This window comes from Ligilactobacillus sp. RTP31139st1_D10_RTP31139_211217 (genome assembly GCF_040226755.1).
Lineage (GTDB): Bacteria > Bacillota > Bacilli > Lactobacillales > Lactobacillaceae > Ligilactobacillus > Ligilactobacillus animalis.
In genome coordinates this window covers 1-18,517 of sequence record NZ_JBCOAR010000011.1, presented here as the reverse complement: position 1 = coordinate 18,517, position 18,517 = coordinate 1, and the positions used below count along the sequence as shown (strand labels likewise).

Genomic DNA, 18,517 nt, shown 5'->3' with positions numbered 1-18,517 from the left:
ATTAGTCGGCTAGATATTTAACAAAAATATCACAACTTGGATCACTCGGTAAGATCGCTTCAGCCTTGATCGCACGATGATAACCTTTAATATATGGTAAAAAAGTCTCAGCTGCTTGCGTAGGATCAGTTCGATCATTGCAATATTTTTTCGTACCTAAAATATTGCCATCATTATCGATCGCAATGATCTTACCTAATTTTTGATAGACGATCTGTTGTTCTTTAGCTTTCAAGCTAGCTGGTCCTAAGCCCGCTGTTTGCGCTACATAGCCCATGATCAAAGGACTTTTGACCGCTACATAGTTGGATTCTTCCGGAATGCTTGAACCACTCCAGGAACGACTCGTTTTAGCATCCCGATACTTAAGTGTCTTCCAGGTGATCGTCTGTTTAGCGGCCCGGCAAAGCTGCTGGCCAGTTTTCGTCACAAAGCGCGTCGTCAGTGTTGTCTTGTCCAACGACTCGGTGACTTGGGCTAGCTCATATTTGGCGATCGTTGCTTTTTTATCATCTCTTAATAAGGTGGTGATCTCTTTTAAAGTATAGTACTCATCGTTTTTCGAAAAGATCGTTGGGATCACGATCACATGACCGTGCGGGATACTTTGGCAAGGCATTTCTCCCAGCACATTGCCCCGATCATCACGCAATTCGAGACTTTCTTTTTCCAAAGGTCCATTGCGATATGGATCGATCACCTTAAATCTACGCTTTGTTCGATGATACATATGCCCGACTAGCACCTTGACTTGTTCAAATTCTTGAACTTCATCAGCGACCAGTACCCCACTTGTTACCAATTTTTTTGTCTTGTACGAATACATTGCGACTGGTGTTTTTAGATCACGCGGATCAACAAATTCAAATGTTGTTTGTGCAGTGGTCGCTACTTTTTGGTATTTGACGGCAATACCGTCAGAAAAATTTCTAAAAATTCTAATTCAACCCCTAAAACTAAGAAAGACCACCATAAATGACTAGATCATCTAAGGTGGTCCCTCCGATGGCTAACTAAAAATACTTCTATCCATTGATCATTTCTTTTTAGTTATCAGTCTTTCTTCTCTCTTTGCCAAAATAAAACAAGGAAAAGGCTGCTGTTACTAGACCTAATAAGCTAAATGCTAAAGCTTCAGTATCACTTTCACCCATTTGTGGAAGTGTTGCTTCATTCTTTTCATTAGTTGTGACATCAGTCGTATCATTTACAACTTCTTGCTCAGCTACCTCAGTATTTTCACCGGTCTTTTCAGTTTTAGCACTGTCTTCTGTAGCAGTCCGCTTAACTGTGATGACCAATACTGGGTTTTCTTCTGGTGCAAATGTCACATTTTCAGGTAGGCTATCCGGATCGAGCAATTCCCAACCATCAGGGAGAACTGGGACTAATTTCACCGTTTCATCCGTATGGCCAGTGATCACTTGGGTCCCGATCTGGTTACCATTTTCATCTTGATAGGTAATAACTTGCTGGCTTGGTCGTGCAACATAGCTGACTTCGATCACTTGGTCAGCATCAGTTGGACGAACGCTTTTGGCAGCAATTGTCGTTTGTTTTCTTCCAGCTACCATTGAAGTATAACCTAAATATTGTGGCACGTCATCTTGTGAAAAGGCTTTTGTTGCAATTTCATCCCAATCTGGGTAAGAAATCTTACCAGTTACAAGATCTTTAGAACCGTCACGAGTGAAGACAACGGTTTGGACCTTAGTTGTCTTAGTTCCATCTGGTGCATTCACAATGATCGTCCGTTTTACTTCTTTTTGGCTATCCGCATTACTTGGATCGGCTTTGACCACTTTAGATCCGTGTTTCAAATGAACTTCGAAATGTTGATCTTCATCTTCAGCATTGTAACTTGGTTTACCCGCTTTGGCAAAGCCATCTGAGACTAATTCGTAGCCCTTATCCAAGTAACCTTGGACTTTAGCTTTGCTGTCATGTTTGATTGGTTCATCCGTCTTACCGGTGACATGAACAACTTCCAACTTCTTACCTGTCGTATCGTCGATATAGTGCACATGTGCTTTTTGATCATTGGCAGTATAGCCAACAGTCACAATTGTATCCTTTGTATCACCAGTGATATGTTCTAGACGATCGACACTAGTCTTATCATGGGTATAACCTTTATCTGAAGCTTTAGGCTCAATTGCAAAGCCTTCAAAGAAGTCGACTGTATCTGGGATCCATTCGCCAAATGTGTCCTGACCCGTTGCCATGTCACGTGTTACTTGGCGCGTGAAGTGGAGAGCTTCGGTACGAGTATCATCTGTGGCATGCGGATGTTTGACTATAACAGTTCTCGTGACTGTATGATCAACCTTATCTTGCTTGTGTGCATCATTTTTATATTCATCTGTCACATCTTGATGCTTATGTTTTACCTTTACGATGATCGGTTCGTTGCCGTTTGCTTTAAAGGTAACTGCTTTTGGTAGATCTTGACCTGCCACTAATTCATAGTTAGCTGGTACTTCATATTTTGTATCAACTGTTTGATCAGTTACACCAGATACAGATTGACTAGCAACTTCTTTGTTATTGTTATCGACATCAACATATTTGATCAGCACTTCTTGATCATTTGCTGTGTAGTAGATATCGACTGGAGCGATCTCATCATTGGCATTGACTGTAAGTTGTGCTACTGACTTATCTGCCGTATATCCATCTACTTTAGGAGCTGTATAAGCGGCAAGTTTTTGCGCTGGACTCCAAGCGTTCCAAGTAGTCTTACCTGTTACTAGATCCTTAGTACCGGTACGAGTAAAGGTAGCTGTCTGTGGTACAACTTCCTCTTTTTGTTTAGGATGATGGATATGGATCTCGCGTGTAATCTGCTTAGATTCAAGTTCCGTTGTTGTACCATGTATTAATTTGACGGTAAATGTTTGTGGTTTTGAATCATCATCATCAAAATAGACCGTTGAAAATTCCTGGTTTGCAGAATTATATTTATAGCCCTTAGCTTCCAAAGCGTGGATCTGTTCGGCTACTTTTTCATGCGAGATCTTAGTATTATGTGCCCCAGTTTCGATCGTTTCCAAATCTTTACCTTGATCATCAGTGATATACTTGTGAGCGGTCTTGTCCCAATACTTGATCTGCGCAACTTGAATGTCTTCACCATAGTTGAGCACTGTATCTTGGCCTGGATCACTTGGTTGAACAACTTCACTTTTTACGTGATAACCTTTGATCGTTGGAGCTACGATCGCTTTGATCTTAGTTGCATCGTTAGCATCATTTTCATATTGAACCTTCGTTAAATCATTACCTTGGCTGTCTTTAGCAATGATATTACCCAACTTACGATAAACGATCTCTTGTGTAGCATTTTTTTGTTCAGCTTTTCGGCTGCTCAAGCCTGGCGTTGTTGCATAATAGCCAGCGATCACTGGGCTATTTACTGCCATATAGCTCGCTTCACTTGGAACAGATGTCTGTGAGATAATTTCGTTTGTATGGATATCTCGCTTAGTCGTCGTTGTCCAAATGATCGTTTATGGTTCAGCAGCTTTAAGTTCATTGCCAGATTCGTCGACAAATTTAGTCGTTAGGGTATAAGTATCATGTGTTACCTTTGTTTCAATACCACGATAGATATACTTGATCGATCTGCTTAGATCACTAGGAAGATCCTCTTTTGCTACTAAAGTGTATTCAATGTCACCTTGGGGAAACTCTTTGGGAACCTCTGGCAAACTTGCCTTAGCAGCATCGTTTGCATCATTGACATATCGGTAGCCTTGATCTAGATAATTGCCATTTTCATCATAAAGCTCAACACTACCTAACTTACGATATTCATATGTGATATCGGTAGTTTGTTGGACGTATGGGTTGGAAATATGATATTTTCCACTATCCCCCTCGTATGTAAAGCTTTGTCCTACATGCAAGATCCCTCTTGATTCATTACGACGGGTACTCTCGTTGTACAATTTCTTAGCGAACCCCCGATTATCTAAGAATTCATATTGCATAGTACCTTGGTTATCTAATTCAGTATATCTAACAGTCACACCATCATGGTAATTGTTAACTAAAACAACACCCTTGTGGAATTCAGACATTGTTCCTTCGCTATTTTCAGCATATAGGAACTTACCTTCTTCCACCTTAGCACTCTTGGGAACACCGGTCTTGTAATTTTGTCCTGTTAAACCAGTTTGTGTCTTATAGACCTTACCGTTGTTGATCTTTGCTTTCTGTTCAACAACTTGTGGGGTATAGATGCTTAATGTTGTATACCCATCCCCTGTATTACTTTCGATCCCACTATGACCACCAACAAATATCGGTAAATAGCTTTTTTGTGTGCGATAAAAAAAACCTCTCTCAATTTTAGAGTAAAAATGGTCTACTGCAATAGCATCTTTAGATTCATCATTGATAACTTGACCAAAATTTAAAGTCTGCTGTCCCTTTTGAATCACTGTTTTAGCTTTCGTAATATGATATTCGTCTAAAAAACTATATTCATACGCATTAAAGCTACCATTACCCGTTAAAATAACATTGCCGTCAGCATCCCTACCACGATCAACGGTAAAGATGATACCACGTTCCCAATCAGTCGAAGCGATCCATTGGAAAACATATTCACTATTTTTGTAGTCGATCCCTAAATCATCGATCAATGTTTGAAGGTTTGTCTTTCCATATGTATATTTGGAATAATCAGGATCAGTAACGCTAAAGCCTTCTTCTTGCTGGTCTTGAGCTTGAGTTGGTGCTGCTGCATAAGCAACTTTACTATCTGTTAGATCAACCTTTGCTTGAGGTTCAGCTTGTTTTTCAACGTTAAATGTTTGCGTTTCACTGGCTTCATTTTCATCAGCTGGTGCAACCGTTTGTTTTTCAGTGCTAGTCGTAGGTTCACTGGTCTCTTCAGCAGTCACCGCTTGCGCTGGAGCTTGTTCTTTAGTGTCTTCAGCAACTTGAGCCTTATCGTCGGTTACTGGTGTGGTCTCGGCTTCTTTAGCTGGAGTTTCGGCGCTTGTAGTTTGCTCAACTTCTTTAGCTTGTGCTTCGTCACTTGAAGTTAACTCAACTTCTTTAGTTGGTACACTTGAGCTCTCTGCTGTCGCCTCAGTCTTTAAATGATCTTTGGCCGTCGTTGTTGCTTCATCAGCTGATACTCCACTAAAACCAGCAAAAGTAAAACCGATCAAGACAGAAGCGACCCCAACACTGATCTTTCTGATCGCAAAGCGTTGTTTCTTTGGTTCTAATTTATGTATTAATAATTTATTATTATTACGTGATAACAAAACTAAAAATAGACCTCCTCAGTTATTTGAATGTACAAAGCGTATGTAATAGCTATACACCTCCACTATTTATCTATAAACATTTACTATAGTACGACTAAAGATACTGTAGTACAACTAAAGAGATTTATTTTCGGTAATTTTTCGATATAAATATATAGATTATTTTAATTTTATTTTTAAAAATAAAATTTCGCAAAATCTATCCAACCGTATAAATAGTCTTTTTTAGACTTAGACACCAAATAAGTCATACTATTCTTACACAAATAGAATTTTAATTTAATAAAAAATTAATATTTTTCCAAAAAAATTGACTATAGTTCCACTTGAAAATGAAACCATAGTCAATTAGTTTTTTAAAGATCATTGCAACGCATGATCGTTAAATGCAACATAAAATCATTGTATTTATCATCGGCCAGATCACGCCCAACTGCAGTAACTGTTCGTACAGCTAATTCTTCGTTTTGATCATACAGATCGGTACTATCAACGCGTAGATCTAGATCGATCCCTTCTTCAATATGAATGTGTAATTCGGTCTCGTCATAATCACATTGGTAAAAACCACGGATCGGCGGTAAAGCATCTTTGCTTTGACGTTCACCTTCAAATGATACTTTTTGACTTTGAGCATCACGTAACATCATCTTAACGTTAAAGTCTGACATCGTTGACATCTCAGCAAATACGTAGTAACCACGTGGGATACTCAACTTAACTGTCTTATCGTCTTCCATCAATGCGATCTTATTCATCTTTTCACCCTCCATAAATTAAAAAATAAAATAATTATCTAAAATTTTTTAGTGATTTAATTTTATCTTTTTATGTATTCTCGGGTCAATAAAAACACTTACATTCAACTCCGACTTAACTCAAACATAACCATTATTATGAAAACGTTAATTTATTTTTTATCCAACTTATACCACAATTAGCAAAAATTACGTCTATAGGGTAAAATGTAACTATAAATATGCAGTAAAGGCAGGTAATATTATGGTAACGATCAAACAAATCGCAGAAGAATCCGGCTTTTCACAAGCTACCGTCTCACGCCTCTTAAATGAAGATCCGACCTTATCCGTTTCCCCTGCCACTAAAAATAAGATCCTCACAGTGGCAAACAAGCTCGGCTATGGTAAACGCCAAAATAAATTTCTTATCTCACGTAAGATCGCACTTTTGACTAGTTTCACCGCTGAAGAAGAGCTGCAAGATGTTTATTTCAACACTTTAAAAGAACTTATCCTCGAACAAAGTAAAAATGCCAACTTAGCGATCGATATCTTCCATGATCTTGATCAGTTGATCGCTAAGGGCAAAAATTACGAAGGCTTTATCGGGATCGGGGCAGACGAACTTTCCCCGGAAAAGCTGGCTAAACTCCATGAAGTCACACCGATCGGGATCTTCTTAGATATCAATCCTTATCCAGATAAATTCGATTCCGTTCAACCCGACCTCTCCCAAACGATCTTAGACGCCTTAGACCTCTTACAGCGGGCTGGCAAAAAACGGATCGGTTTTATCGGCGGGGTCGGTTCGATCATGGGACAACACAACTATCGCCAAGATCCACGGGCTTTTGCCTTTGAAAACTGGGCTAAGCGTTTGAATATCTTTGATGAAAAAGATTATTTCGTCGGGGGCTCATTTACGACCTCAAATGGTTATGAGCTCGGCCAAAAAATCATTACTACTTTGGGCTCAGATCTCCCTGATGCCTTTATCGTCGCTTCTGATGCTTTAGCGATCGGCGTCTTACAAGCTTTCAATGAAGCTGGGATCCGTTTGCCCCATGATACTGCGATCATCAGTATCAATAACATCGAAGTCTCACAATACGTTTCACCACCATTGACGACTTACAGCATCGACCAAAAGGAACTCTGTCAGACCGCGATCAATTTATTATGTGATGCCTTAGAGCGTCCCGACCGTGCTAAGATCCATGCTTTCGTCAATACTGAATTAGTGATCCGTAAAAGTTTTACCTTATAAACCCTTAAAAATCGCATTCTATCAAGGATGTGATTTTTATTTTACTGTTTTTACGTAATTATTTTAGTAATATAGTTTACTTATTAAGTAAAAAGTTGTATGATGATTCCTGTAAACGATTACAGCTAGTTTTAGCTATTTGCTTAGCTTTTAGGGGGAACACCAATGGAAAAACATGCATCAAAATCATTTGTCTCCAAGTTCTCATTTGCAATGGGCAACTTGGGGCATGCAGCTTTTTACGGCTTACTGAGTAATTGGTTCATCGTCTTTGTTACGGCGGGCTTGTTCAGTGAACTAGCACCCGCGATCGCCAATAAATTGATCGCTTTGATCACCGGGCTGATCGTGGTGATCCGGATCATTGAGATCTTGATCGATCCACTGTTGGGAAACATTGTGGATAATACTAAGACTAGATGGGGCAAATTCAAACCATGGATCATTGCCGGTAACCTCGTCAGTGCTGTGATCTTAGTAATACTTTTTACTGGGATCTTTAACCTAGCCAATGTCAATTGGATCGCCTTTGCCGTATTATTTGTGATCTTGTTCATCACATTAGATGTCTTTTACTCATTTTCCGATGTTTCTTATTGGGGCATGGTACCAGCCTTGAGTGAAGACAGTAAAGAACGAGGCGTCTACACTGCCTTAGGAACTTTGACAGGTTCGATTGGTTGGAATGGTCTGACCGTCATCGTCGTACCTGTGGTGACCTATTTCACTTATGTTGCCACCGGAAAACACACCCAAGGCGCTCAAGGTTGGCTGGCATTTGCGATCATCATTTCGCTTTTAGCCGTTCTCTGTGCCTTTATCGTGGCTTGGGGAACTGAAGAAAAAGACAATCTGATCCGTAATGCTGCTAAGCAAAAAACGACGATCAAAGATGTCTTTGTCGGTCTAGCTAAGAACGATCAGATCCTTTGGGCTAGTTTGGCATACTTTATGTTCTCCTTTGCTAACGTGGTCACAAACGGTGTCTTATACTACTTCTTCAAGTTCGTCTTGGGTAAACCAGAGACCTTCAGTTTGGCAGGCTTTATTGCGATCATAGTCGGATTTATGACCTCACCTTTATATCCCGTCTTGAATAAGTTCATCCCGAGAAAGTGGCTCTTTTCTTTTGGACAATGTTGTATGATCACTTCATACTTGATCTTCATCTTTGCCCGTGAAAATATGGTCCTTTTAGTCATCGGGCTCGTCTTATTCAACATTACCTTTGCCCAACTCGTAACAGTTCTTACCTTGACTGATGCGATCGAATACGGTCAATTAAAGACCGGCGAACGTAACGAAGCGGTCGTCTTGGCGGTTCGGCCAATGATCGATAAATTGACAGGGGCCTTTTCCAATGGGATCGTCGGTTATATCGCAATCGCCGCTGGTATGACGGGTTCAGCTACTGCTGCGGATATGACTGCTAAAAACATCCGGACTTTTGAAAGTATGGCCTTTTACATTCCACTTGCTTTAGCGGTCTTAGCTTTGTTGATCTTTTTGACCAAGGTCAACTTGACTGAGAAAAAACACGCTGCGATCGTTGAGGAGCTCAAGGATAAATTAGCCGCTGGCGATGAGACTTTTGGACTTGAAGCTAAACCAGCTCCATTAACTGTCAGTGATACAACTAATGTCTTAGCTCCAGTCACTGGTTTTGCCAATGCTTTACCAAGTAAAGCTGCACCAGATTTTGATGCAACTGGTTTTGTGATCGATCCACTTGATACCAAAGTCTATGCTCCATTTGATGGCACAGTCCGCTTTACATTCTCCACTAAACATGCCTTAGGATTAGTTGCTGATAATGGACTAGAAGCGGTCATCCATGTGGGGATCGATACGGTCAAATTACGCGGTGAAGGTTTTGTGACACATTATACCGATGGTCAAACTGTAAAGGCTGGCGATCTATTGTTGGAATTTGATCCAGCTGCGATCAAAGATGCCGGTCTTAGCGATAATGTGATCGTCTTTTTCACACAGCCTAAACGCATCACCAATTTGAAACTCGATGTCGAACGCGAAGTGACCCACGGACAACTCCTCGCTCGGGTCACCATAAAACAAGGTTGATCTTTCAACCGCCTATTTTGTTATCCGTACGGCACTACCCGATTTTGCCGTGATCACCAGTTTTTGTATCAAACGCGATCGATAATAAAAAATGACTTGATGTGCTCCATCAAGTCATTTTTTATTTAAAGTGCATTTCTTCACGTAAAGCAGTATAGATCGGGCGCCCACCTAAAAGTGTATCAACTGTATAGGCGATAAACGTCACAAAGACTAACGGGAAAACTGACGCTAATGAGCCCGCCATCTCAGTCAATAAGACGATCGCCGTAAATGGGGCTTTTTCGATCGCTCCAAAATAGGCTGCCATCGAGATCAAGATCAGCCCTAAAACTTGGCTGTGCTCGAGCCATCCCGCACTTACACCCAACAAACCAGCAAAACATCCGATCACAGCACCTAAAGCCAAGATCGGCATAAAGATACCACCTGGGACCGAAGCACCATAGGATACCATGGAAAAAACAAACCGCACGATAAAGAAGAGCACAAGCAACTTCAAAAGCGCACGTGGATCAGTCGGCGTTAAACTCATGTCCGTCACGTAACTGATAAAATCATGACTTCCGCCTAAGAGTTTAGCATTCCACAAACCCAAGGGGATCGTCAATAATAACGGGATCAAGCTGTGATAACGTTGCGGTAAAAAGTTTAGCTTGCTATAAACATAGAGTTGCTCTAACAAAACATATTGATAAGCATATGCTAAGATACCGATAATAATACCCAAGATGAGCAAAAAGACATAATTAGGTGCTCCTTCAAAGGGTTTGATATACATTGCTAAACTAGGCTGTTGGCCCAATAAAACTAAGGTCATCAGATCTGCGCTCAAAGCAGCTGCTAAAGCCGTCAAGCAAACACGCGGTTTAAAAGTCGTTGTGATCTCTTCGACCATAAATAATACCCCAGCTAATGGTGCACTGAAGGCGGCTGCCAAGCCCGCTGCTACCCCAGCCAATAGCAAAGTCTGTTGATCTTTTTTAGAAGTTTTAAAAACATCAGCTGCCAACCCTTGTCCTACACAGGCTCCCATCTGAATACACGGGCCTTCACGTCCAAGAAATAACCCAGGACATATTGCTAACAAGCCACCCACAAATTTCCGCCACAAGATCTGCCACGGTGCATAACTATTTTGTCCCAGCAAGATTGCTTCGACCTGTGGGACCCCTGATCCAACCAAGTTAGTCAGATCATACTTGAGGAGCTTGCCTAACAACCAGCTGATCGCCACTAAAAATAGCGCGTAGACTAGCACATAACCCAGATGGCTTTCGAGATATGGATACCACCAAAATAATAATTGCAATGTGTGGTCGATGATCCACCGAAAACAACTGACGATCCCACCCGTGATCAGCCCCACGATCACACCTTGAAAGACTAAATTTAAATAGTCCATGGAAAATGGTCGCGCCAGTACATCCTTTGCTCTAGCTACCAAAGCATCACATCCCTTTAGATAAAATACTTTACCTATAATAACATTCTTAGCGCAGTTTATCACATGTTTAATCTTGTATTAAAAGCCTAGGATGCTTGATCTACCGTCCCTAACCTTACTATATCGTCCTAAATGAATACCTTTCCAAGATTAAAAACTAGAACAATATTTTTTGATTTTATAATCTTTATAGACCTTCTCAAGGCAATATGCGATAATTTTCTACGTTGTGCTATTTTAAAATAGCATTAGGTAAGATAAAGGGGATCTTTTAATTATGAAACATTGTGCCCTATATCTGGGCTATTTGATCGCGTTACTTGCACTCCTATTATTACTTTGGTGTGCCCACTATTCGTACACGCATACAGGAACACATCATTTCGTTGAGATCGGACTGGAAGATGATGCTTTTGACGATCCACACGATAGCAATTTTTCAGTTGAGTATAATTGATTCAAAAATAAAAGGGCTACTGGTAGCACCCAGTAGCCCTTTTATTGCTATTTGTGACTTTCGATATAGTTGAAAGCTTCTTGACCGGCGATACCACCATCGCCAACTGCAGTCGTGATCTGACGCAATGTCTTTTGCCGAACATCCCCGATCGCATAGACCCCAGGAATGCTTGTTTCCATCTTATCATTTGTCACGATCCAACCTTTATCATCCGTGATCCCAAGGCCTTGGAATGGAGCTGTCATTGGGATCGAACCGACATAGATAAAGACACCATCTGCTGGAATGATCGTCGTTTCACCTGTCTTGACATTTTTAGCTTTGACCCCAGTCACTTTTTGCTCGTCACCTTGGATCTCCTCAACTACAGTATCCCAAGTAAACTTGATCTTGTCATTTTTGAAAGCACGTTCTTGTAAGATCTTTTGAGCTCGTAAGCTATCACGCCGATGGACAACATTCACGCTTGAAGTAAGGTTGGCTAAATACATCCCTTCTTCGACCGCCGAGTCACCGCCACCGATCACAACAACATCACGGTTCTTATAAAAGGCACCATCGCAGACAGCACAGTATGATACACCGCGACCACCATATTGTTCTTCGCCTGGCACACCTAACTTGCGACTTTCTGAACCAGTAGCAATGATCACCACTGGAGCTTCTAATTCGCCACTATCGGTCTTAACGAGCTTCGTCTTTTCATCGAGCACTTCGATCTTTTCAACATTACCGTAGACAAATTCCGCACCAAAATTAGTTGCACTTTGATACATTTCTTCAGAAAGATCGGGACCCATGATCATTTTAAAGCCCGGGTAATTTTCGATCTCAGCTGTGTTGTTCATGTTACCACCATAAACACCACGATCAAGCATCGCTACTTTTAAATTTGCGCGTGACGCATAAAGCGCTGCGGTCATGCCGCCTGGTCCTGCACCGATCACGATCACATCATACTTATCTGCCATCTGCGTATCCTCCATTAATTAAGCTAAATGTTTTTCTAAAGCTTGTTTCAATTGGTCTTTCATATGGACACCAACTAATTGGTCCACAACTTGACCATCTTTTTTGATCAATAAAGTTGGGATCGACATGATACCAAATGCTTGAGCTGTCTTAGGGTTAGCATCAACATCTAACTTGCCGATCGTTACCTTGTCGCCCATTTCATCAGCTAATTGTTCGATGATCGGAGCTTGCATCCGACATGGACCACACCAAGTTGCCCAAAAGTCGATCAAGACAACACCATTATTTGTTTCTGTTTCAAAATTTTCATCTGTAAATACTTTGACCATTTTTATTACCTCACGATCATAAATCTATTCAACTAACCGATTGAATAACTAAACTATATCACGTTTTTTTATTTAACGCAACCATTTTGACTTACTTTTTTTCAGTGACCCAATCATAATAACTATGATTCAAGCTATATGCTTCATAGCCCTTAGCATGCAAAAGCCCTGTTGCTAGGTCAGCATACGTACAAAGCTTTCCGCGACAATACACGATGATCTCACGGTCTTGTGGTAAGAAGCTCAAATGTTCCTCTAACTGTTCAAATGGAATATTCAATGCGCCTTCGATGTGACCGGCTTGATACTCATCGGTAGGACGGACATCTAAAAATAGGGCATGGTCTTGTTGTTTAGCCTGTTTTAACGTGATCGTCAAGCTACCTGTCTTTTTAGCCAGATCAGCTTGCGTCTTTTCCAAACGCACCACACCAACTTGTTTTAAGCTACTTGCTAACTCTGCTACCTGAGATGAGGCCAGCGAGTAGACTACAAAATTTCCTTGTTTTCGGCGCTTGACTAGCCCGGCTTTAAATAAAACTTGCAAATGACGCGATGTATTTGCAATCGTCATCTGCGTCTCTGTAGCCAGTTTTTCGACGGTCTTTTCGCATTGCGTCAGTAATTCTAAGAGTTCTAAACGTCGCTCGCTCGAGAGACACTTACCGATCTTAGCTAGTTCAGTATAGAGTTTTGTCTTATATTCCTGTGCTTCGCTCGTTTTCATTAGCTCAAACTCCTATTCAATCTTTTCGTTGAATAGATTAACAAATAGCTTCCTTTTTGTCAATTCTCTCCCATAAATTTTCTATTTAAGGTTGATTTAGTAAAATACACCCATTTAGAACGAGCATAAGAAATTGCAAAATAATCCAGATTTATATTTCATTATTTTTTAAATGTAGTATAATATTCCTAAAATTAATATCTAATATGAATGATAACGTTTGGGGGAATAGCTTATGTTTAGTAAGATCGGTCAGTTAATTTTTGATAATGAAGCAGTTGCAAAGACGTCGGATTTCACAATGGGACTTGAGATCGAGATGCATCGGATCGATGATGCGGGCGACCTCAGTCAAGAGCCCTATCCAGCAGCAATCGGCGATGAAGCGACTAATCCTTGGATCACTACGGATTTCTTAGAAACAATGTCTGAGATCGTAACTCCACCAGCAGCGTATGCGCTCGATGCAATGCACTACCTGTATGGGATCAACAATATTTTACGAACATCCCTAGCCCCAGGTGAACTGCTGTGGCCACTTTCAATACCACCTAAATTACCAAAAGACACCAGCCATATTCGCTTAGCGCAGTGGGGTCCAGAAAAAGAAGCTTATCTCAAAGAGTGGGCCCGTCGCCACCGTTTTGCTGAAGGAACACCTTGTGGGGCACATATAAATTTAAGTATTGATCAACATCTGATCGACTTAGTTTTATAAAATTTTCCTGAGCGCTTTAAAAATGGGTTAGAAGCTAAAAACTATCTCTATGAGATCTTAGCCCAAGGTTTCATGCGTTATCGCTGGCTGATCACCTATCTTTTTGGTGCGAGTCCAATCGCTGAAAAAAATTACTTTGAAAATGACTTTAAGCTCGAGCATCCAGTTCGTAGCATTCGCCAAAGTTCACTTGGCTTTGGGACCAAATTTGCTGGTGACTATACTAGTGTGCAAGCTTATGTCGATCGGATCCAGTAAGGTGTTAAAGACAAAATCTTGATCAAAGATTACGAATTCCATGGTTCAGTCCGCTTTAAAGGTAATCCCGTTTTAAGTGAGCTCCCTAAGACTGGCGCCGAATATATCGAATTACGGATGCTAGATCTTGATCCAAGCAGTTCAGTGGGTATTAGAACTGATACTTTGCGCTTTATTAGCTTACTGGCTAGCTATCTGATCATGACACCTGCACTAAAACCAAATGAAGTCAATCGTGTGCTTGAAAATGCCGATCGCATGAATGAAGAAGTTACCAGTGAAGATCCACGTAGTATTTGTAAATATCAAAACAAAGCCCGAGCATTGATCAAAAGTTTAGAGCGTTATGCTAATCGGATCCAACTTGGTCCTGAATATCAAGAGATCTTAGATGATTTAGAAGATCGGGTCGAGAACCCTTTGACGACGCCAAGTGCGCGCCTCTTAAATTATGTCAAAGACGATTCCTTAGAATAATATGCTTTACGGCGGGTGCGTCGCTATCAACGAGCAGCCCAAGAGTCGATCATTAAGTTCGAGGGCTTTGAAGATCGACAATATACAGCGGCTGAATTAAAAGAAGCGCTCTTCCCTGGTAACTGGGATCCTGATCTACGTCGGAGTTAATCTTTGCTTTATTTGTAAGAATAATATATGATTTCCTTGGAAGGACAAATGCGGGGGGATCAATTATTCAAACATTTTTTGTAACCGCTAACAAAATCCAAGAAAGGAGAAACTATATTTCTTCCTAATAACATAAACCGTTATGTTATTCCGCATTTAATATAGTGACACAAAAATATGAAGGCCGTTTCAGTTAAGGACTCTGGAGGTGGGATCGAAATTTCAGAACGCGCTATTCCAACACTCAAACAAGGTGAAGCTTTAGTAAAAATGGAGTATTGTGGTGTTTGTCATACTGACTTACACGTAGCCAATGGGGATTTTGGCAAAGTTCCTGGGCGGATCTTAGGCCATGAGGGGATCGGGATCGTCACTGAAGTTGCGGATGATGTAACTTCGCTCAAGGTCGGTGATCGCGTAAGTATTGCCTGGTTCTTCAAAGGCTGTGGTTACTGTGAATACTGTACCATAGGTCGTGAAACACTTTGCCGTAACGTACAAAATGCGGGTTACTCAGTTGATGGGGGGCATGAGTGAATACGCTGTCGTTGTAGCAGATTATGCCGTCAAAGTACCCGAGGGACTCGATCCAGCACAAGCCAGTTCTGTTACTTGTGCTGGGGTAACAACTTATAAAGCACTCAAAGAAGCCGATGCAGCCCCTGGTAAATGGATCACGATCTACGGCGCTGGTGGTTTAGGTAACTTAGCTGTTCAATACGCTAAAAAGGTCTTTAACGCTAAAGTCGTTGCCATTGATATCAACGATGACAAGTTAGCTTTAGCCAAAGAATCCGGTGCTGATATCATTATCAATGCTAAAGATACTCCTAATGGTGCCGAAAAGATCCAAGAATTAACTGGTGGCTGCCATGGAGCTGTCGTAACCGCCGTTTCTAAAATTGCTTTCAATCAAGCTGTTGAAAGTTTACGCGCTGGCGGGACAGTTGTTGCGGTCGGCTTACCATCTGAATATATGGAACTAAGTATCGTTAAAACCGTTTTAGATGGTATCAAAGTTGTCGGTTCATTAGTTGGAACAAGAAAAGATCTAGCTGAAGCCTTTGACTTTGCTACTCAAGGCCTAGTTGTACCAGTTGTTCAAAAACGTCCGGTCCAAGATGCACCAGAAATTTTTGAAGAAATGGAAGCTGGCAAGATCAACGGTCGTATGGTGCTTGATTTCACTGAATAAAATAATATAGCTCCACAAAAATAGCTCACTGGATGACCAGCGAGCTATTTTTAGTTATTCTTATTATTTTTTTCAGCAACTTTAGCTGCACGTTTGATCAGATCAGCAAAAATATTTTGTGAGTCCTGATAATGCTTGTAGGTATTTTCAGGATGCCACTGTAAGCCCAAAATTTGATCGTTTTCAAGCGATTCGATCGCCTCGGCTACTCCATCATCGGCTTTAGCCACAACGCGTAAAGATGGTGCGATATCCTTTAAAGCTTGATGATGCCGGGAATTGATATACGGGCGTTTTCCAACGAGTCCATAGAGGCGACTATCCGTGAGCACATTTGCATGATGAGACGGAAAATTCCCGGGTGCATCTTGCGAATGCTTAACATAGATATCTTTATTTTCCGAAAGATCTTGATAAAGCGTACCACCTAGACCAACATTTATCAGTTGCATACCACGACAGATCCCTAAAATAGCTTTACCTTTTTCAACTGATCGTTTTAGTAATGCAATTTCAAAAATATCACGTTTGCGGTAAGTCATCCCCAACTTCAAATGAGGTTCTTCCCCAAAAAAGGTTGGATCAACATCAAATTCCCCCGCAAAAACGATCCCATCAAACAGGTCGATATAATCATCCACAAACTTAGGATCAACACTTGGCAAAATAACTGGGGCTCCCCCTGATTTAACGATCGCTTCGATCGCTGGTCGTGGTGCAAATGGCGCATTGCGCTCATTGATCACATTAGTTGCTTCGATCAAAGTGTCTGCTGGTATGGCAATTCTTGGTCGCATGAAATTTCCCCCTTAAAATTACGTTATGAGAAAAATATCACATTTATGATTTTAAGTAAAGTTAAAAGTCTTAAAAAATTTAAATCACTCTACCAATGATCAAGTCTTAGGTTACCGTTTGGCCCATTTTCAACTTTAACAAATGGTAAATAAGCTAAGGCATACTCGATCTGTCCTTGATCTCTAACATAACAACTACCTTGGTCACGTAAGTCACACATTGCCAATTGGACTTCATAAGGCGTTAAACTAGAACTACGTTGTAAAATATCTTCTACTTGTGCCAATTCATTAAAGTTAAACATCCTACTCATCCTTTCTTATCAGTTGTTGATCGCCTCTTGATCTAGATTTTCTTGCACATCAAATTGTGGTTCAAGTTCTTCGCTTGATCGCACTTTAAGACTTGTCTCCGTAGTTTCATTAGTTTGTCTAAGCTCAAGATCATCATGTAAAAAATTACCTTCAAAAAAGAAGAGTAATGCAAGTAAGATAATTGCTATAATAATGCCCAAAATATTTAAGTAACCGCTCTCATTTAAACGTTGCTTGATCGGTCGTCTAATGGGCTGATCAGGTCGTTTTTTCATTGTTACCGCTAGATAAATGTATAGGGCGCAAATCCATGCACAGAAAGAATATCGTTTCCCTTTTTTAACTATAAACCTTATTAACTACTACAATGACCAGCTATACATTTACCTTTCTCTGATCATTTTAACTACAAACTTATTATATCATTATAATGATTTAAAATAGTAATTTTTTGTTTTGCTCTACTTAATCTGAATATACAAAAAAAGCCATACCCTAAAAGTATGACCTTTACGTGATCGGGAAAACAGGATTCGAACCTGCGACCCCCTGGTCCCAAACCAGGTGCTCTACCAAGCTGAGCTATTTCCCGATAAAAAATGCACCCAGCAGGAGTCGAACCTGCAACCTTCTGATTCGTAGTCAGACACTCTATCCAGTTGCGCTATGGGTGCATAATATGAATATTCAATTAATGCCGAGGACCGGAATCGAACCGGTACGGTGATCACTCACCGCAGGATTTTAAGTCCTGTGCGTCTGCCAGTTCCGCCACCCCGGCGTGATACACTGATCACAAGCGGAAGACGGGATTCGAACCCGCGACCCCCACCATGGCAAGGTGGTGTTCTACCACTGAACTACTTCCGCATTAATGGTGCCGACTAGAGGATTCGAACCTCCGACCCTCTGATTACAAATCAGATGCTCTGCCAGCTGAGCTAAGTCGGCGTAAAAAAAATGGTGCGGGTGAAGGGACTTGAACCCCCACGTCATAAGACACTAGAACCTAAATCTAGCGCGTCTGCCAATTCCGCCACACCCGCAAAATCGACGAAATGAGTCGTGACAGGCTCGAACTGTCGACCCTCTGATTAAAAGTCAGATGCTCTACCGACTGAGCTAACGACTCATGATGGAGGATACAGGGCTCGAACCTGTGACCCTCTGCTTGTAAGGCAGACGCTCTCCCAACTGAGCTAATCCTCCATAATGATAGCGTGGCAACTTCCTACCCTCGCAAGGGGCGATCCCCTAACTACTATCGGCGTTACAAAGCTTAACTTCTGTGTTCG

At 41.1% G+C, this 18,517-nt stretch carries 14 protein-coding genes, 8 tRNA genes and 2 pseudogenes; 5 read left to right on the top strand and 19 right to left on the bottom strand.

Going from position 1 to position 18,517, the window contains the following annotated elements:
* Window position 1: 1 nt before the first annotated feature.
* From ABT996_RS07410 to ABT996_RS07395, 4 genes are all read right to left on the bottom strand, one after another.
* Window positions 2-802 (bottom strand): mucin-binding protein, encoded by an 801-nt coding sequence (locus tag ABT996_RS07410; RefSeq protein ID WP_225361429.1) that lies wholly within the window; start codon window positions 800-802, stop codon window positions 2-4.
* Between the two features lie 244 nt (window positions 803-1,046).
* Window positions 1,047-3,422 (bottom strand): mucin-binding protein, encoded by a 2,376-nt coding sequence (locus ABT996_RS07405; protein ID WP_035448740.1) that lies wholly within the window; start codon window positions 3,420-3,422, stop codon window positions 1,047-1,049.
* 87 nt (window positions 3,423-3,509) lie between these two features.
* The gene (locus ABT996_RS07400; RefSeq protein ID WP_035448738.1) at window positions 3,510-5,282 is read right to left on the bottom strand and encodes a YSIRK-type signal peptide-containing protein; all 1,773 of its coding nucleotides are present in this window, start codon (window positions 5,280-5,282) and stop codon (window positions 3,510-3,512) included.
* 359 nt (window positions 5,283-5,641) lie between these two features.
* Window positions 5,642-6,043, bottom strand: a complete 402-nt coding sequence (locus ABT996_RS07395) for a hypothetical protein (protein ID WP_010689845.1) — start codon at window positions 6,041-6,043, stop codon at window positions 5,642-5,644.
* Window positions 6,044-6,287: 244 nt separating this feature from the next.
* Between ABT996_RS07395 and ABT996_RS07390 the strand changes: the two genes are divergently transcribed.
* Complete coding sequence (locus tag ABT996_RS07390) at window positions 6,288-7,292, top strand: LacI family DNA-binding transcriptional regulator (protein ID WP_035448737.1); 1,005 nt, start codon at window positions 6,288-6,290, stop codon at window positions 7,290-7,292.
* Between the two features lie 165 nt (window positions 7,293-7,457).
* The gene (locus ABT996_RS07385; protein WP_035448735.1) at window positions 7,458-9,374 is read left to right on the top strand and encodes a sugar MFS transporter; all 1,917 of its coding nucleotides are present in this window, start codon (window positions 7,458-7,460) and stop codon (window positions 9,372-9,374) included.
* A 121-nt stretch (window positions 9,375-9,495) separates the two neighbouring features.
* Here the strand turns inward: ABT996_RS07385 and ABT996_RS07380 are convergent, their stop codons facing one another.
* Window positions 9,496-10,821, bottom strand: a complete 1,326-nt coding sequence (locus ABT996_RS07380) for a ClC family H(+)/Cl(-) exchange transporter (protein WP_035448734.1) — start codon at window positions 10,819-10,821, stop codon at window positions 9,496-9,498.
* A 277-nt stretch (window positions 10,822-11,098) separates the two neighbouring features.
* Between ABT996_RS07380 and ABT996_RS07375 the strand changes: the two genes are divergently transcribed.
* Complete coding sequence (locus ABT996_RS07375) at window positions 11,099-11,278, top strand: hypothetical protein (protein WP_010689849.1); 180 nt, start codon at window positions 11,099-11,101, stop codon at window positions 11,276-11,278.
* A gap of 47 nt (window positions 11,279-11,325) precedes the next feature.
* On the opposite strand, the gene trxB is transcribed toward ABT996_RS07375, so the two are convergent.
* From trxB to ABT996_RS07360, 3 genes are all read right to left on the bottom strand, one after another.
* On the bottom strand, window positions 11,326-12,252 hold the full coding sequence (gene trxB, locus ABT996_RS07370; protein ID WP_035448732.1) for a thioredoxin-disulfide reductase: 927 nt from the start codon (window positions 12,250-12,252) through the stop codon (window positions 11,326-11,328).
* An 18-nt stretch (window positions 12,253-12,270) separates the two neighbouring features.
* Window positions 12,271-12,585, bottom strand: a complete 315-nt coding sequence (trxA, locus tag ABT996_RS07365; RefSeq protein WP_010689852.1) for a thioredoxin — start codon at window positions 12,583-12,585, stop codon at window positions 12,271-12,273.
* Window positions 12,586-12,676: 91 nt separating this feature from the next.
* A complete protein-coding gene (locus ABT996_RS07360; protein ID WP_010689853.1) occupies window positions 12,677-13,312 on the bottom strand; it encodes an ArsR/SmtB family transcription factor in 636 nt (211 codons plus the stop codon).
* A 235-nt stretch (window positions 13,313-13,547) separates the two neighbouring features.
* On the opposite strand from ABT996_RS07360, the pseudogene ABT996_RS07355 reads away from it, so the two are divergent.
* Together ABT996_RS07355 and adhP are read left to right on the top strand one after the other, a co-directional pair.
* Window positions 13,548-14,915, top strand: a pseudogene (locus ABT996_RS07355) (glutamate--cysteine ligase).
* A gap of 177 nt (window positions 14,916-15,092) precedes the next feature.
* Window positions 15,093-16,110: pseudogene (adhP, locus tag ABT996_RS07350) on the top strand (alcohol dehydrogenase AdhP).
* A gap of 50 nt (window positions 16,111-16,160) precedes the next feature.
* Here adhP and ABT996_RS07345 read toward each other — a convergent pair.
* The 11 genes from ABT996_RS07345 to ABT996_RS07295 form a co-directional block, all read right to left on the bottom strand.
* Window positions 16,161-16,907 carry a gamma-glutamyl-gamma-aminobutyrate hydrolase family protein gene (locus ABT996_RS07345; RefSeq protein ID WP_035448729.1) on the bottom strand — a complete coding sequence of 249 codons (747 nt, stop codon included), beginning with the start codon at window positions 16,905-16,907 and terminating at the stop codon, window positions 16,161-16,163.
* A gap of 89 nt (window positions 16,908-16,996) precedes the next feature.
* On the bottom strand, window positions 16,997-17,212 hold the full coding sequence (locus ABT996_RS07340) for a hypothetical protein (protein WP_035448727.1): 216 nt from the start codon (window positions 17,210-17,212) through the stop codon (window positions 16,997-16,999).
* 18 nt (window positions 17,213-17,230) lie between these two features.
* Window positions 17,231-17,497 (bottom strand): hypothetical protein, encoded by a 267-nt coding sequence (locus tag ABT996_RS07335; RefSeq protein ID WP_035448725.1) that lies wholly within the window; start codon window positions 17,495-17,497, stop codon window positions 17,231-17,233.
* A gap of 243 nt (window positions 17,498-17,740) precedes the next feature.
* Window positions 17,741-17,814, bottom strand: a tRNA-Pro gene (locus ABT996_RS07330).
* A gap of 8 nt (window positions 17,815-17,822) precedes the next feature.
* A tRNA-Arg gene (locus tag ABT996_RS07325) sits at window positions 17,823-17,896 on the bottom strand.
* Window positions 17,897-17,917: 21 nt separating this feature from the next.
* A tRNA-Leu gene (locus ABT996_RS07320) sits at window positions 17,918-18,003 on the bottom strand.
* 17 nt (window positions 18,004-18,020) lie between these two features.
* Window positions 18,021-18,092 (bottom strand) — tRNA-Gly (locus tag ABT996_RS07315).
* 5 nt (window positions 18,093-18,097) lie between these two features.
* Window positions 18,098-18,173: transfer RNA gene (locus ABT996_RS07310), tRNA-Thr, on the bottom strand.
* Between the two features lie 10 nt (window positions 18,174-18,183).
* Window positions 18,184-18,268, bottom strand: a tRNA-Leu gene (locus ABT996_RS07305).
* 13 nt (window positions 18,269-18,281) lie between these two features.
* A tRNA-Lys gene (locus ABT996_RS07300) sits at window positions 18,282-18,354 on the bottom strand.
* Window positions 18,355-18,358: 4 nt separating this feature from the next.
* A tRNA-Val gene (locus tag ABT996_RS07295) sits at window positions 18,359-18,431 on the bottom strand.
* Between the last annotated feature and the right edge of the window lie 86 nt (window positions 18,432-18,517).